This window comes from Paenibacillus lutimineralis, assembly GCF_003991425.1.
GTDB lineage: Bacteria > Bacillota > Bacilli > Paenibacillales > Paenibacillaceae > Fontibacillus > Fontibacillus lutimineralis.
The window spans coordinates 2,351,533-2,366,904 of the sequence record NZ_CP034346.1 but is presented as its reverse complement, the minus strand read 5'-3'; the positions used below and the strand labels follow the sequence as shown (position 1 = coordinate 2,366,904).

The window sequence follows — 15,372 nt, the reverse complement described above, 5'->3', positions numbered from 1 at the left end:
CCTCAGTTCCTCATCTCATCATCACCGTCACATTTCCCGCAGTCAGCATAATTGTGATCGCCAGGAAGAACATCAATCCCACTGCGGCCAAGGCCGCAAATACGTATATCATGCTCTTGCCGATCGTATCCAGACAAGTCACAATCGGCGTATCTCCAAGCGGCTGCATCACCGCTGCAGATAGATTGAAGATTAATGCGAGAACCAATATTTTAATGGCTGGAAAGGCACATAAGAATAACAGGATGATTACCCCAACCAGACCGATTGAATTTTTGACAAGCAGCGAAGCTGATATTACGGTGTCGGTGGCATCAGCGAACACCTTCCCAACGACCGGAACGAAGTTTCCGGTTAAGTACTTCGCCGTCCGCAGCGTTACGCCATCGACGACGGAACCAGCGATTCCCTTAATTGATATGACGCCGAGGAATACGGTTAACAGGATACCCAGCAAGCTCATGCTGATCGTCCGCAGCAAATTGCCGAGCTGAGTCAGCTTATACTTGTCTGATAAAGTGCTTACGATATGCAGAACAGCTGAGAAGAACAATAATGGAAATACCACGGTATGAACCAAAGTGCCTACGGTATGAACCATAAATACAACAAGCGGATGAGTGACCGACACTGTCGCTACATTTCCCATGGAAGCAAGTAAGGTGAAGAGCAGCGGGACCATTGCCATCATAAAGTCAATCATCCCGGTAATTGCCTCAGTGGCGTAATTAATCGCTACATGGAAGCTATTGATTGCCAGCACCAGAATGACCATGAAGCAGATGGAGTACGCAACCTTACTCACTTGCTTGCGCTCAAATGCGGATTGCAGTGTCTCCAGTATCATGCTGAAGATCGACAGAAGTACGATGGTGACGAGAATATGTCCGTTGTACAGCACTTCATGCCACATATATCGCATCAGACCTAGGAAGCCTGTCTTTAAGGAGAATCCCTGATCTTCCTGAACCAACATGTCCATAAATGAGGGAACCTTCTGATCGGGGAAAAAGCCGCCATACTCCTTCATCAGCTTCTGCCAATAAGATTCCACTTCATCCGTTGGCAATTGTTCGGCCTGTCGTTCAATCCAACTGTTATCTGGCCCTTCGGCCATGACGCGGATCGGCCACAGGATTAGAAAGCCCAGGACGAGCAGGATCAACGTCCTATGTGCAAAGTTCAATTGTATTGATCTCATCTCAGGTCCCACCTTAGCTATGTCGGCAGCAGCTTGATGACGGTCTCGATAATGATGCTGATAATCGGAATGGCCAGGACCATAATCATGACTTTGCCTGCCAATTCTATCTTTGAAGCAATACCTTCCTGGCCGGCATCCCTGACGATCTGTGCTCCAAACTCAGCGATGTAGGCGATGCCTATAATCTTGAGAATCGTCTTCAGATAGATCATTTGCACACCAGAGGATGCTGCCAGTTCCTCCAACACATCGATAATTCCGCCAATCTTGCCAATCAGATATAAGAAGATATATATACCCGTGCTTGCCCCGATCAGGAAGGCAAACATCGGTTTTTGTTCTTTTATAACGAGGATCAGCACTGTTGCTAATAACCCGATTCCTACAATCTGAATCATTTCCACAGCCGCTCACCTACTGGAACAAGAAGATCGATTTGATCTCCTGGAACAAATTGTCAAGCAGGCGGATGACCATGAACAGCACAACAACAAATCCGATCAACGTCACCCAATGTGCCATGTCTTCTTTCCCCATCTGCTTCAGTACCGTATGGATCATGGCGATAATGATTCCGATGCCTGCAATTTGAAAGATTGCGTTCACTTCTATGTTCATTGATATGGCACCTCACAATTAGTTTCACCGGTGACAATTGGACTAGGAGACTTGATCTCAATACATCACAATGACGATAAATGCACCGAACAGCAGTCCTAAGCTTCTGAACATCTTCTCGTAACGGTTCTGCTCTTCACGCGCCTCATGCTCCTCGCTCTCCAACTGACGGACCGCTGTGGCAATATGTCCAAGCTGGTCCTTACGATCGCTTGTCCCGAGCGTATAACTGAACTGCCTCATAATCTCCTGCTCTGCCGTCTTCATCGCTGTCGCCTTCCAACCTGCTCCGATCGCGAGCTGCAGCGCATCCTGCGCTGTACTGTTATCCGGCGGCTTCATATTCTGCGCGGCCGTGAGGAAGATTGCTCCGACTGCTCCACCGCTCTGCTCACCAATTCTGATAAGTGCTTCCGGCAGCGGCGTGAAGCCATACATGATCTCGGTCTCCAGCCGTTTCAGTGCAAGGATTAGGCGCCGGATCTGCTGCGGACGGTTGGCGTATTGCCTTGCTTGTACCCATCCGGCCAGCGTCGTAGCGGCTATAACGAGCACAGCTCCCAGCATTTTAAGCATCCGCTTCCCTGCCCTTCATCCCCGGATTATGGAGTGGAACCCCTCTTCTCTTGCCATCCCAGAGCCGAAATGACAAGCCTTGATCGCTGCGCCTCAAGACAACATACATTTGGAAGAAACCCGATTGAAGCAGCCTGGAGAGTGCTGGCCGGGAGCTCAAGTCATCAATGCCCGACCCATGCGCGGTAGCTATAACGCGAACTCCTGCGTGCAGCGCCTCTGCCAGAGCCTCAGCATCCTCCGGCCTGCCGATCTCATCAACCACCATCACCTCTGGCGACATGGAGCGTATCATCATCATCATTCCTTCCGCCTTTGGGCATCCGTCCATCACATCAGTTCGTGGTCCAACATTATAACTTGGAACGCCGTTCATGCTGCCAGCAATCTCCGATCTCTCATCGACGATTGCCACCTTCAATCCCGGCCACCTCGCCTCCGGATGCCCCCAGGTTCCGCTGCTAATTTGTCTAGCAAGATCGCGGATCAAAGTTGTCTTCCCGTGCTGGGGTGGTGACAGAATCAGGGTATGGAGCACACTGTTCTGCTTGAAATCCAGCAACTGAGGTAATACTGGATCGGCAGCTCCGCATACCTCACGGGCAATCCGGATGTTAAATCCGCTAATATCACGGATATACTCCACCTTGCCGCCGCTAAGCACCGTCCTCCCTGCAAGTCCAATTCGATGACCGCCTGCAATCGTAATAAATCCACGCCGCAATTCCTCTTCCATCGTATACATGGAATGGTTGGTAATCAGATCGAGCAGGTGCTTGCTATCCTGCTTGTCTGTTCTGAATGCGGCGCCGGCATCCCGGGTTATCCCACCTTCCGCTGTAAGGAAGTAGAATCGCCCCCCCGTGTTGACTTCCAGCGGGCGTCCTTCCCGAATGCGAATTTCCTCCAATTTTGTAAAGATCGAGGGAGGCAGCTTAAGCAGCAGATGTCGGAGTTTGTCGGGAAATACCATCAACCAGTTCGGGTTCATTCTCGTACCCCCAAAGCCTGCTCTTCTTTTTGAACATGCACTTTTAGTATTTTCTCTAGATCTAGCCTTACTTCTATTGAAGAATATTTATATCTCATGTGTATGCTTGTACTCGGTGATTATGACGGGGAATCTATCATTTTTTTAAAATACCGATTAAGAGACAACTGACGCCCATAGCAATCCATAGCATTTTGCCCCATGACAACTTATCTGCCATTCCCGCGAGCCCAATGGAAGTCGTCACAATCAGCACGGTTGGCCCAACAAGAGCCAGGGCCGAGTTGACGGCAAGCGCCTTATCAACGCGCCCTAGCCTAAGCATAAGCAGAGCTGCCATAATTTCGATCGTTCCTGATAGAATCCGGATCAACGACATACTGGTTACGAATTTATCAAGCATATGAACCTCCTCTCGTCCCATCGCACTCTCTTATCCATATGCCCAACTATCTTCTTTTATTAGAGGTTGTTCAAAAAGTCCACTTTTGATAAGAAAACCAGTTCGTGGCCAATTCATGGATGAGCGACCTCACTCCCTAGCTTTATCCAACCTACTCGGTGCTGAAAACCGGCCTTTTTGAACATCACTATTAAAAAAAGAAAGAAGCCGTATAACCGATGGTTCGGTCATACGACTTCTACTTCATTTTACCGTCTTAATATATTGAATCGCTTCTATCAGAGCCTAGCGACGATCTTGCGGACCTCCGACGAATACTTGGCTCTCCGTATCCAAGCCGTAAGCTGTATGAAGGGCCTTAATAACCTCATTCAGCTTGGTTCCTTCGATCACACAGGACACCTTGATCTCCGAGGTACTGACCATCTTGATGTTCACACCCTGCTTCGAGATGACATCGAACATTTCAGCGGCTACGCCCGGGTGGCTAACCATACCGGCTCCTACGATTGAAATTTTGACCAGCCCATCTTCTGAGGTTACGTCATCGTAAGGAATTTCCGACCGAATCGTACTTAGTACTTCCAGGGCATTCTCACGGTCATCCAGTCCAACTGTAAAGGAGAAATCGGCTTTACCGTCTTCTACGCCGCTCTGTACGATAATATCTACGTTAATCTTCGCATCGGCCAAAGAGCCGAATACCTTAGCCAGAACTCCTGGAACGTGGGAGACTCCCAGAATACTGATTCTTGCCACATTTTTATCATAAGCGATTCCGCTCACTGCTACACCTTGTTCCATTGTAGCTTCCTCCTTCACGACTGTGCCTTCATTATGATTAAAACTCGAACGAACGACGAGACGAACCTGGAACTGTTTGGCGTATTCAACAGCGCGCGGATGCAGTACAGCTGCACCTAAGTTTGCCAGCTCCAGCATCTCGTCATACGAGATTTCATTTAATTTGCGAGCATTCTTCACGATTCTCGGATCTGTCGAATAAATTCCATCAACATCCGTATATATTTCGCAATAATCTGCAGCTGTCGCTGCAGCTAGAGCCACTGCTGTAGTGTCGGAGCCGCCGCGCCCAAAGGTCGTAATCTCTCCCTCTTCGGTCATCCCTTGGAAACCGGCTACGATGACGATATTGCCCTCGTTCAGAGCCCGCTGCACGCGTTCAGGTCGAATATCCGTAATTCGCGCTCTGCCATGCTCCGCTTCTGTGCGAAATCCGGCTTGCCACCCTGTAAAGGATACCGCCTTGCGACCCATCTCATGGATCGCGATCGACAACAAAGCGATCGATATTTGTTCCCCTGTCGTCAGCAGCATATCCATCTCACGTTGTGGCGGATTATCGCTAAGCATATTCGCCTGATCAATCAAATCATCGGTTGTATCTCCCATAGCCGATAAGACAACCATCACCTGATGGCCTTCGTCCTGCTTCTCAATGATCCGCCGGGCGACGCGTTTCATGCGTTCTGTATCTCCTACCGAGCTGCCCCCGAACTTCATAACATATACTGCCAAACTAACTCCCTCCCTGATATCCAACACTCTTTTGCTTTGTTGTCTCGTTCATTTTATATTCTATTGCTTCAGTAATGCTTTAAAACAGTATAATACGGAAAACCCGAATGAAGTCAATGCTTTTTGCAGAGATATTTAAGATTTCCCGTACAAAGGTTAAATCCACATACGTATATGTACAAAAAACTCTCCACCTAATAATAGATGGAGAGGTAAAAAAATCGTTACACGGCATTTCGCCGTTCTTGCCGACAGCAAACTACGCTCGGGAAATATATTTACCTTCGCGAGTATCGATTAGCAGTATGTCGTCTTCATTGATGAACAAAGGCACTTGAACGTTCAGACCAGTCTCAACCTTCGCATTTTTGGTTGCGCCAGTCGCTGTGTTGCCCTTGATTCCAGGCTCAGTCTCAACGACTTTCAGTTCAACGCTGTTCGGCAGGTTGATGCCAAGAATCTCACCTTGATAGCTGACGATCTTAACGCTCATATTCTCTTTCAGGAAGTTGAGTTCCCATTTCAACTGTTCTTCAGACAAGCTGAATTGGTCATAAGTCTCGTTATCCATGAATACGTGATCTTGACCGCTAGCATACAAATATTGCACATCGCGGTTATCGATCAAAGCTCGTCCAATCGTCTCACCAGCACGGAATGTTTTCTCCACAGTGTTTCCGTTACGGAGGTTTTTCAATTTAGAGCGAACGAATGCTGCTCCCTTACCAGGTTTAACGTGCTGGAAATCAAGCACCGTATAAATATCGCCGTCTACCTCGACGGTCAAGCCTGTTTTAAAATCGTTAACTGAAATCACTAAAAGAACCTCCTCAAATAGGTTAAAGATTTAATCTACGAAATAATCGTAAAGTCTTTGCTCGATTCCGTCAAACGACGGTTGCCATTCTCTGTCATAACGACGTCATCTTCAATCCGTACTCCGCCGAATCCCGGAATATAAATTCCCGGTTCAACGGTCACAACCATACCTGCTTGAAGGACGGTATCACTTCTCACGGACAGGTTAGGAGCTTCGTGAACCTCCATACCTAATCCATGTCCTGTACTGTGGCCGAATTGTTCCCCATAGCCATAGCGAGTGATGATATCGCGGGCAAGAGCGTCCGCTTCGCGCCCAGTCATGCCCGGACGCAGATGCTCAAGCGTATGTAGCTGAGCTTCAAGAACAATGTCATATATTTCACGTTGCTTGGCATCAGGCGTACCTACCATCACTGTACGGGTAATATCCGAGCAATATCCACCCAGCAGCGCCCCGAAATCCAAAGTAACCAGGTCCCCACTCTCAATCACCTTGCCGCTGGCAACGCCATGAGGTAGAGACGACCGCACTCCGGATGCAACGATCGTATCAAATGAGCTTGAAGTCGCTCCATTCTTGCGCATGAACATTTCCATCTCAAGCGCCATGTCCTGCTCGGTAACCCCTGGCTTGATTACATCCAGCATATGCATGAAGGTGCGGTCAGCCAAATCGGCTGCCTGCTTCATAATTCCCAGCTCACCTTCATCCTTGAACGTCCGCAGACCTTCCACCAATCCCTTGACAGGAACCAACTCGCAAGGAGTGAGTCCGCTCTCATAGCTGCGGTAAGTCGAGTAGACTACATTGTCCTCCTCGAATCCAAGCCCGTTGATCCGTTCTGTCGCAAGCAATTCCTTGATGGTATCCGTAACGACCGGGGCATGCTTCACGATTTCGAACCCTTTGGCCTGCTCTGCCGCCTGCGTAGTGTAGCGGAAGTCCGTCAACAAATAAGCCTTCTGCTGCGTAATCAGGACATAACCAGAGGTTCCGGTAAAGCCCGTCAAATAGCGGCGGTTCACATCACCGGTAACTAACACGGCTTCCACTTGATGGCTTGCCATCGCTTCGCGGAGCCGAGTAACACGTGTGCTCACCATAATTAACTCTCCTTAATATCAGCTTTCTCTTACAAATCCATGCGTTTCCCGCATCCATTACTTGCTCAAATGACGCTTCAACGCCAACAGGCCCATCTCATATCCGAACGATCCAAAGCCGGAAATCTGTCCAATGGCAATCGGAGCTATGACAGAATGATGGCGGAAGGCTTCACGTGCATGAATGTTGGATAGATGCACTTCAACCACCGGAAGCTTCACCGTAGTCAGCGCATCATGTAGCGCATAACTGTAGTGGGTAAGTGCCCCGGGGTTAATCAAAATACCGTCGCATGACCCGTAAGCCGCATGAATCTTATCGATGAGTTCCCCCTCATGATTCGATTGTAAGAACGTGAGGGACAACTCTTCTGTTTCTGCCAGCTTACTCAGCTTGACCTCGATATCGCTTAAACTTTCGGAGCCGTAGATTCCAGGCTCACGAACACCAAGCATATTCAGGTTAGGCCCGTTCAGCACCAGGATGTTATACATCGCTGATCACCCTTCCTTTGATATAACCAGTAACGATACCGTTCAAAAAGAGATTATCCGTACTTTTCGAACATGAATCAAAAGTAATTTTAACATAGGAAGGAGTCAATTGAGAAGCTTTTTGTCCCTAATGCTGGGGATTCTCCGTGGGCTTCTTGAGAGGATTCTTCTGTGGCTTATCCGACACTTCCTGTGGCTCACGCTTTCTCTCATCCGTGTATTCATGTGCCGTAGAATATCCGACAAAGAGGCCCCATAACAAATAGAGACAGAATTCACTGATGATCGTATTCATAGACAGTTTACGGAGCGGCTCCATCAAATGTAGGGCCGGGCCGGCCAGAACAAACAGAATCACCCACCAGGCGATCCCATAGAGAATCCCAGGCACCGGACCACTAAACTTGCGGAAGAGAAGAACGTATATCAGGGTAGCCAGAAGTGAAAAGACGATAAAGGCCCCCCAACCGACATAGTACCCAGGTTGGCTCTTCAAGAAGTGGCTTTTGAAAAAGGGCTCCACCATGAATCCAGGAACGACCGTCGTTATGCGCATAAAATAAAAAACTCCCTTGATTCCCCCCCAGATCAATCCGCCGAACAAACCGATTTCTAACGTAAACATCCAAATATTTGTCCCGTTTTTAGGGTTATGGCCTTGTGGGTCCACACAGCATCTTCCTTTCTCTTCAAAAGATGATTCAAAAAGTCCGCTTATGGTTACGGTACTGAAAACAACCTTTTTGAACACTTATTTCATAGTTTGTGGATTAGTATGCGCAAATTAAAAGGCACTAATCTAAACAAACTAGAATTTGACCGCGAATTTCGTTACAATGGAATCATTCCAGTTAGACCTATACTTTTTCGTCCGCCGGAATCGAGAGAATTGCTAAATATCAATTAATACTTTAGGGAAGGTGAAATATTTGCCTGAGGAATCAAAACCCGCGATTTACGGCGGTCAAGCCGTCATTGAAGGAGTTATGTTCGGCGGTAAACACGTTAATGTTACGGCAGTACGCCGTAAGGATGGAGAGATTACATTTCTGGAAGTACCCAAACAAGATAAGAACTGGGTGAAGCGGCTCCGTAAAATCCCGCTCATTCGCGGTCTGGTCAGTATCATTGATTCCAGTGCCAAAGGCTCTAAGCACCTGAATTATTCGGCCGAAGCAATGGCTGACGACGAGATGGAACCAGAAGAACGCGCCAAGCAGAAGGAGAAAGAGGAGTCCGGACTGTCGATGGGAATGATTTTTGGCGTTGCTGTCGCCGGAGTACTATCCTTTATCGTCGGGAAGCTTATCTTTACGCTTGTCCCTGCGGTTGTCGAGCAATTTCTGTTCCAGCACGCATTTGATAATCAAACCCTGCATACGCTGGTTGAAGGAGTCATCAAGATCGTCCTTCTGCTCGCCTATTTATGGATCATGTCACAGACCCCTGTGATCAAGAGGTTATTCCAATATCACGGGGCTGAACATAAAGTCATTAGCGCCTATGAGGCGGGTGAAGAACTGACCCCTGAGAAAGTGCAGAAATACAGTCGCTTGCATTATCGCTGTGGTAGCAGCTTCATTATTTTGACGGTTATTATTGGAGTTGTTATTTACTCCTTGCCTATCTTCAGTTGGGATACGCTATGGGAGCGGATTTATATTCGTCTTCTGCTGTTGCCTGTAGTTATTGGTGTATCCTTTGAAATGCTGCGGATTACGAATGCGATGAGAGATATTCCTATCCTTCGTTATCTCGGTTATCCCGGATTGTGGCTGCAGCTGTTAACGACCAAGGAACCGAATCTAGAGCAGCTTGAAGTATCGATCGCTTCCTTCAACCGGATGCGCGAACTGGATGCGCAGGTTGAAGCAGAGGGAGCCCTCCATCCAACACCGAATCACCCGGCTCTGGATCCCGTGAAAGGATGATGTAAATATGAAGAAACAGGCCATCGTATTTTGGGCACTGATCGCACTTGCAGCTTTTGGTATTGTAGATGGACTGTTCGGCGGAGGATCAACGAATTGGACCGGAATTTTAATCCCGGCCCTTATCGTAGGAATCGTATTCCTACTCTATAAGTATCCTCCGCGTAAGTATAGAAGACAGAACCCCAAAGTGAAGCCTTCCGCCCCGACGATGTCCAAATTAGCGGCAGAACGCCGCTCGACCTCATCCGGACAGAAGCGTAAAGCTTATCCTTTTCAAGTGATCGATGGTCAAAAAGGCAAAAATGATGACGATATGCCGAGGTACCATTAGGAATAGGTGTTCACCTGATCAAAATCGATCTTTTTAAATCTCATCTAGCCTGCTGATACTTTTTGAATTGCGCTTCATAATATTGGTCATTCCAATCTTTGAAGAAGCGCTCCCCGGATCTGAGTCCGGATTCATAAAGCAGCAGGCTTTCTTCTTGAGTAATATCGAATTGAGTAGTGCCAATGCCAAGGGTAGGTATCTTGATGGTCCGATAACGGTTGGTCTGCTCGATATACCGCTCATCATGAGCCGACAGCATCGTAGCCACCATAGCCTCCAGCATGGAGAACGGGCCACGGATAAGATGAGGCTGATTGCTGTTCTTGCCGACCATCTGGAAGCCGACCGTCGGAATTCTCTTCTCCCCACCCCTAGGGGTCTCGCGATCGAACAGCCATAGTGGGAAATTACTCAGCAGACCGCCATCGACGATATGCAGAAATTGCTCCGCAAACGTCTTGCCCTTCGCTTCCTTAGGAGGCAATCTAAGCAAGACAGGATCAAAGAAATAGGGGATACTACAGCTCATCCTCACGGCACGCGCTACTTCAAACCCGCCCGGCTTAATGCCGAGCTTCTCCAGATCATCCGGCAGAATCAGAATTCTACCACTGGTAATATCCGAAGCGATAATTCTCAGCCGTCCCTTCTCCAGATCGCTAAATGTCCGTACCCCTTTTTTAAGCAATATTTGCCTGATCCATTCCTCTAGGGCTTCGCCTGAGTATAGACCCTTTTTCAATAGAACTCTCAATGCAGGCCCAATCAGCGCAATATTAAAAATAGGCGCCCGCTTCAAAAATTTGCTGAACGACGTCGTCATAATAATATCCTTCATCTCATCAGCATCATAGCCTGCCGCAATCAAGGAAGCTACAATAGAGCCTGCCGATGTTCCTGCAACTTTATGGAATTTCCCGCCATGGAGCTCTGCTGCCCGGACTGCCCCTGCAAGCGAGATGCCCCTAACGCCTCCTCCTTCAAATACACCGTTTATCAGCATATAAAAAAGCCCCCATCCCATACACAAGTCTAATGCTTATGTATGATGATAGGGGCTATTTCTATGACTACCGCTTTTGATCACGAAGTGAATCAGGAAGTGAACTCGACATCGAATCTTGAATTCACCCGGGCCTTCCGGTGCTCACGTACCAACTACGTACGCTCCGCTCCTCAGTCCCTAGCTTCATCCAACCTTCTCGGTGCTGAAAAGCGGACTATTCTAACTTATAAGCTATAATATGATTGCAGAAGAGGTATAAGTCCTAATGGATTCTTTCTCAGTTCCTTGGCGCTGAAGAAGATGCTACCGCTAACTTCTGGTACGCTACGATTGTATGTCAGCTGATTGATAATTTCCTGGGCGCTGCTCCAACCTGCTTCGGAGGTTCCCAGCTTATAAGGAGCATGGCCGATATATAGCTTGACGCGGCTGCCTGCAACCTCCTTCGCCCACCAATCAACCAAAGTATCGTACTTCGCGACATTGAAGCTCATACTCCAATAAATTTGCGGGGCTACATAATCAACCCAACCATTCTGTATCCAGGCTCTTACATCCGCATACGTACTATCATAAGCGGTGATGCCAGCCTTCGTATCTGATCCGGTCGGGTCTGTACTCTTATTACGCCAGACTCCAAAAGGACTGATACCATAGGATACATTTGGCTTCACCTGATGAATACTTCTGCCCAAATCGTTCACGAACTCGTTAATATTATCGCGCCGCCAGTCTCCCTTATTGTTCAACTGCTTGGAATTGTACTGTTTATAAGTGCTGTCATCATTGAAATAGCTCGTCTTCGTCTCCCCTGTCGGATAGAAGTAATCATCTAGATGGACTCCGTCAATATCGTAACGGTTCACTACTTCCATGATCGCATCAATTACATGTTCACGAGCATCTGGTATACCCGGATTGATATACAGCTTATTTGCGAATTTCACAATCCATTCTGGATGACTGTTAGCTACATGATTGTTCGCCAGCTTGGCTGTATTGGTATCCACACTAGCTCGGAACGGGTTGAACCAGGCGTGGAATTCCATTCCGCGGCGATGAGTCTCGTCAATCATAAACTGAAGCGGATCATAATCAGGATCTTTGCCGGAGACCCCTGTTAGATAAGTACTCCACGGCACGAGGTCCGAAGGATAGAACGCGTCTCCGGAAGGCCGTACCTGAACGAATACGGCATTGATTCCCATTCCTTGCAGATCATCAAGCAGCTTCACGTATTCCTGCTTCTGCGATTCTGCCTTTCCAGCAGAAGTACTGCTTGGCCAATCCAGATTATACACCGTGGAGACCCATGCTCCGCGAAGCTCGTTACTTACCTGTGGCGGATTCACAGGCGGCTGTGGGTTCTGTCCTTCCTCTCCCGGCAGCTGAGGGTCTCCATCCTTAGAAGTCAGCGATATCGTCTTCAATGATTGATTCCAGACTACATCGAGTCCAAGCTGCTCACTGACGAAGCGAATCGGTACCATGGTGCGACCTCGTATATTCTCAACCGATACGTCGAGCGCTACCGAGCTTCCATTTACCTCGGCAACATTGTGGCCAGTGATCAGCACCAAATTGTTGCCGTTCTTCTGAATCGTCGCCGTCTTCGTGGCCTGTGACCAAAGCACGCTAGCTCCCAGGCCTTCGCTAATGACGCGAAGCGGGACCATGGTGACATTCACTTTAGGCTTTAAATAAGGTGCAGTATCGCTTGGGAGTAGATCACCATTCAGATAGATCTGAATCACGCTGGCTGATGCTGCTTCCGTCCGTGCCGTACCAGCAAACGGCCAGGCGATGAGTAGAATGAGTAGCGGAATAAACCATGTTCGTAATTTCATCTGTTACCTCCGATTGATATGATAGTCGTTCGCGAATAACCGCTCTTAATTCTAACGCTTATCATATGACTGGAGTTGCGGTCAGACGAAAAAATGGTACTAAAGAAACAAAAGACATCTGCCTAAATGAGACAGATGCTAAAGTTACGATTCGCCCAGAAGCTCTTGATGAACTTCACGCAGTTCACGGATCTTGGACTCATCCCGTTTGAAATATTCTACGAGTGAAGCGATGCAGGTGATAGAGTCCCAGCTTAGATGATGCTCGATTCCTTCAACATCCTTATAGATGTTGCTATCATCAACTCCAATCAATTCGAGGAACTCTTCAAGCAGTTGGTGACGATCAACGAGGCGCTTTCCTACTTTCTTGCCTTTATTCGTCAATACCAGACCACGATATTTCTCATAAATTAAATATTCGTCTTTATCCAGTTTCTGTATCATCTTCGTTACGGATGAAGGATGTACCTCCAAACCTTCCGCGATATCGGAAACCCGTGCATATCCTTTCTCATCAATGAGCTTATAGATACGCTCCAAATAATCCTCCATACTCGGCGTTGGCATCTGACTACCTCTTTTCCATGAGTTCACACGGGCAGAATATATCTGCCCGTTACTCTGTTAATGATACATGTTATGCTTGTCTATTGGCAAGTACATACCTCTTAAGTCCGCTTTTGATCACGAAGTAACACTGAGAGCTTATTCGACATCGAATCTTGAATTCACCCGGGCCTTCCGGTGCTCACGTACAAACTACGTACGCTCCGCTCCTCACTCCCTAGCTTCATCCAACCTTCTCGGTGCTGAAAACCGTTTTTGAACTCGCATTTAATAGCTCTTTTCATGTTTTCGGATAATTAGAATTTGAGCCATTCCGGAGTAATAGACTGCAGCCAAATGGTAATCTGCGTCATTTTATTTGTGAATAGGAGTACACCCATCAACAACATGAGAGCACCGCCGACCTTCATCACGACCGCAGAATAACGTACAATCCAACGTGTCTGTCCGATGAAGAAGGCTAATATGAAGAACGGTAGAGCAAACCCCAGTGTATAAGCCGTGATCATACCTAACCAAGCACCTGGTTCACTAACAGCCATAGCGATAATTGCTGCTAGAATAGGACCAACGCAAGGCGACCACCCCGCCGAGAAGCCGATACCAAATATGAAAGAACCTATGTATCCCGCCTTGTTTAGCTTCAAATCCATTTTGCGCTCTTTTAATAGAAATTGCGGTTGAAAGATCCCTAGCAGAAACAAGCCCATCGCAATAATTAGCACAGCGGAGAGTTGGCGAATCAAATCGCGATATTGATTAAAAAACTCGCCGAACAACCCAGCCCCAAAGCCAAGGGTATAGAACACAACCGAAAAACCGAGGATAAAGGCCAGTGTATGCGTTAATGTCCGGAACCGGACATCTCTGCGATTCTGTTCTGTCCTCAAGGTCTGCACTGACATGCCCGTAATATAGGACAAGTAAGATGGGTACAGTGGCAAGCAGCAAGGAGATATGAAAGAGGCCACTCCTGCCGCAAAGGCGACTCCTAAATGAATATCGGTCATAACAGCCTCCCTATTCAATTCTTCTTTATTCCCGGTTTCTTTCTTTCCTTATTTCTCTATCTTGATCTCTCTATTTGCTTTACTCTCAAAGCATCCATAGCTCAAGCAGATAAGCCACGCTTACCCATAATCGTCAGGATCAACATAGCAATCAGGAACAATACAATCGTTGCGCCTGGAGCCAGATTCCAGATTCCCGCGATGACGAGGCCAACGACGACGGCAATCTCAGAGATGACCACTGAGAACACAACCGATTGTTTGAAGCTTCTGGCAATCAGTAGACTTGTCGCAGCTGGGATCGTAAGCAAAGCGGAGACAAGCAATGCTCCAACAATCTTGATCGCAGTACTAATTACAAGGGCAGTAAGCACAGTAAGTAGCATATTCAGGACTTTAACAGGCAATCCGCTGACAGATGCTGCATCCTCTTCAAATGTTAACAGGAAGTATTCTTTAAATAGAAGGAATATAGTGATAATGACGATCAGAGTAACTACACCAACGACATATAAATCAACTTGATCGAGTGTATAAATACTGCCGAATAAATAACTGTTAACATCTGTATTGTAACCCATTCCAAGGGTAAAGAACAATGAGGCTAGTGCTACGCCCCCAGACATGATAATGGCAATGGACAACTCCGCATAGCCCTTATAGGCTTTACGTAGCTTCTCAATCGCAAATGACGCAACAACGGCGAAGAGAAGACCAACTCCCATCGGATACACCTCAATCAGGAATCCGAGCGCAACGCCCGCTATCGTCACATGGGCTAGGGTATCACCAATCATGGACAATCTTCGCAAGACAAGAAAAATGCCGATCAGGGGGGCGGTAAGACCGATCAGCAGCCCGCCTGTCAGCGCTCTTAGAAAGAAATCCGCAGTTAATATTTCCAAGTAGATCCATCTCCTCA

18 protein-coding genes are annotated in these 15,372 nt (G+C 47.6%); 2 read left to right on the top strand and 16 right to left on the bottom strand.

The window, feature by feature from the left end; genetic code table 11:
• Positions 1-10 precede the first annotated feature (10 nt).
• From spoIIIAE to EI981_RS09790, 11 genes are all read right to left on the bottom strand, one after another.
• Positions 11-1,201: a stage III sporulation protein AE gene (gene spoIIIAE / locus EI981_RS09840; protein WP_126997661.1), complete on the bottom strand. Its 1,191-nt coding sequence runs from the start codon at positions 1,199-1,201 to the stop codon at positions 11-13.
• Between the two features lie 17 nt (positions 1,202-1,218).
• The gene (spoIIIAD, locus tag EI981_RS09835; protein ID WP_068781849.1) at positions 1,219-1,608 is read right to left on the bottom strand and encodes a stage III sporulation protein AD; all 390 of its coding nucleotides are present in this window, start codon (positions 1,606-1,608) and stop codon (positions 1,219-1,221) included.
• Between the two features lie 10 nt (positions 1,609-1,618).
• Positions 1,619-1,822 (bottom strand): stage III sporulation protein AC, encoded by a 204-nt coding sequence (gene spoIIIAC / locus EI981_RS09830; protein ID WP_036621734.1) that lies wholly within the window; start codon positions 1,820-1,822, stop codon positions 1,619-1,621.
• Positions 1,823-1,879: 57 nt separating this feature from the next.
• Positions 1,880-2,398, bottom strand: a complete 519-nt coding sequence (gene spoIIIAB / locus EI981_RS09825) for a stage III sporulation protein SpoIIIAB (RefSeq protein ID WP_126997659.1) — start codon at positions 2,396-2,398, stop codon at positions 1,880-1,882.
• Positions 2,391-3,389: a stage III sporulation protein AA gene (spoIIIAA, locus tag EI981_RS09820; RefSeq protein ID WP_126997657.1), complete on the bottom strand. Its 999-nt coding sequence runs from the start codon at positions 3,387-3,389 to the stop codon at positions 2,391-2,393. Before spoIIIAA ends, spoIIIAB begins: the two co-directional genes overlap by 8 nt.
• A 136-nt stretch (positions 3,390-3,525) precedes the next feature.
• The gene (locus EI981_RS09815) at positions 3,526-3,792 is read right to left on the bottom strand and encodes a YqhV family protein (RefSeq protein ID WP_126997655.1); all 267 of its coding nucleotides are present in this window, start codon (positions 3,790-3,792) and stop codon (positions 3,526-3,528) included.
• A 285-nt stretch (positions 3,793-4,077) separates the two neighbouring features.
• On the bottom strand, positions 4,078-5,331 hold the full coding sequence (locus EI981_RS09810; RefSeq protein WP_126997653.1) for an aspartate kinase: 1,254 nt from the start codon (positions 5,329-5,331) through the stop codon (positions 4,078-4,080).
• A gap of 259 nt (positions 5,332-5,590) precedes the next feature.
• Positions 5,591-6,148 (bottom strand): elongation factor P, encoded by a 558-nt coding sequence (gene efp, locus EI981_RS09805; protein WP_126997651.1) that lies wholly within the window; start codon positions 6,146-6,148, stop codon positions 5,591-5,593.
• Between the two features lie 35 nt (positions 6,149-6,183).
• Positions 6,184-7,257 carry a M24 family metallopeptidase gene (locus tag EI981_RS09800; RefSeq protein ID WP_126997649.1) on the bottom strand — a complete coding sequence of 358 codons (1,074 nt, stop codon included), beginning with the start codon at positions 7,255-7,257 and terminating at the stop codon, positions 6,184-6,186.
• Between the two features lie 57 nt (positions 7,258-7,314).
• A complete protein-coding gene (aroQ, locus tag EI981_RS09795; protein ID WP_126997647.1) occupies positions 7,315-7,752 on the bottom strand; it encodes a type II 3-dehydroquinate dehydratase in 438 nt (145 codons plus the stop codon).
• 127 nt (positions 7,753-7,879) lie between these two features.
• Positions 7,880-8,377 (bottom strand): YqhR family membrane protein, encoded by a 498-nt coding sequence (locus EI981_RS09790; RefSeq protein WP_126997645.1) that lies wholly within the window; start codon positions 8,375-8,377, stop codon positions 7,880-7,882.
• A gap of 304 nt (positions 8,378-8,681) precedes the next feature.
• Here EI981_RS09790 and EI981_RS09785 point away from each other — a divergent pair, with 304 nt between their 5' ends.
• Positions 8,682-9,683 carry a DUF1385 domain-containing protein gene (locus EI981_RS09785; RefSeq protein WP_126997643.1) on the top strand — a complete coding sequence of 334 codons (1,002 nt, stop codon included), beginning with the start codon at positions 8,682-8,684 and terminating at the stop codon, positions 9,681-9,683.
• Positions 9,684-9,690: 7 nt separating this feature from the next.
• Entirely contained in the window at positions 9,691-10,017 is a 327-nt protein-coding gene (locus EI981_RS09780; protein ID WP_126997641.1) for a transmembrane 9 family protein, read from the top strand.
• Between the two features lie 40 nt (positions 10,018-10,057).
• On the opposite strand, the gene EI981_RS09775 is transcribed toward EI981_RS09780, so the two are convergent.
• The 5 genes from EI981_RS09775 to EI981_RS09755 all read right to left on the bottom strand — a co-directional run bounded on the left by EI981_RS09775 (position 10,058) and on the right by EI981_RS09755 (position 15,355).
• Entirely contained in the window at positions 10,058-11,020 is a 963-nt protein-coding gene (locus tag EI981_RS09775) for a patatin-like phospholipase family protein (RefSeq protein ID WP_126997639.1), read from the bottom strand.
• Between the two features lie 227 nt (positions 11,021-11,247).
• Positions 11,248-12,870: a family 10 glycosylhydrolase gene (locus EI981_RS09770; RefSeq protein WP_126997637.1), complete on the bottom strand. Its 1,623-nt coding sequence runs from the start codon at positions 12,868-12,870 to the stop codon at positions 11,248-11,250.
• A 144-nt stretch (positions 12,871-13,014) separates the two neighbouring features.
• A complete protein-coding gene (mntR, locus tag EI981_RS09765; RefSeq protein WP_126997635.1) occupies positions 13,015-13,440 on the bottom strand; it encodes a transcriptional regulator MntR in 426 nt (141 codons plus the stop codon).
• Between the two features lie 296 nt (positions 13,441-13,736).
• Positions 13,737-14,450 carry a cytochrome c biogenesis CcdA family protein gene (locus EI981_RS09760; protein ID WP_126997633.1) on the bottom strand — a complete coding sequence of 238 codons (714 nt, stop codon included), beginning with the start codon at positions 14,448-14,450 and terminating at the stop codon, positions 13,737-13,739.
• A gap of 101 nt (positions 14,451-14,551) precedes the next feature.
• Positions 14,552-15,355, bottom strand: coding sequence for a metal ABC transporter permease (locus EI981_RS09755; RefSeq protein WP_126997631.1), 804 nt, complete (start codon positions 15,353-15,355; stop codon positions 14,552-14,554).
• Between the last annotated feature and the right edge of the window lie 17 nt (positions 15,356-15,372).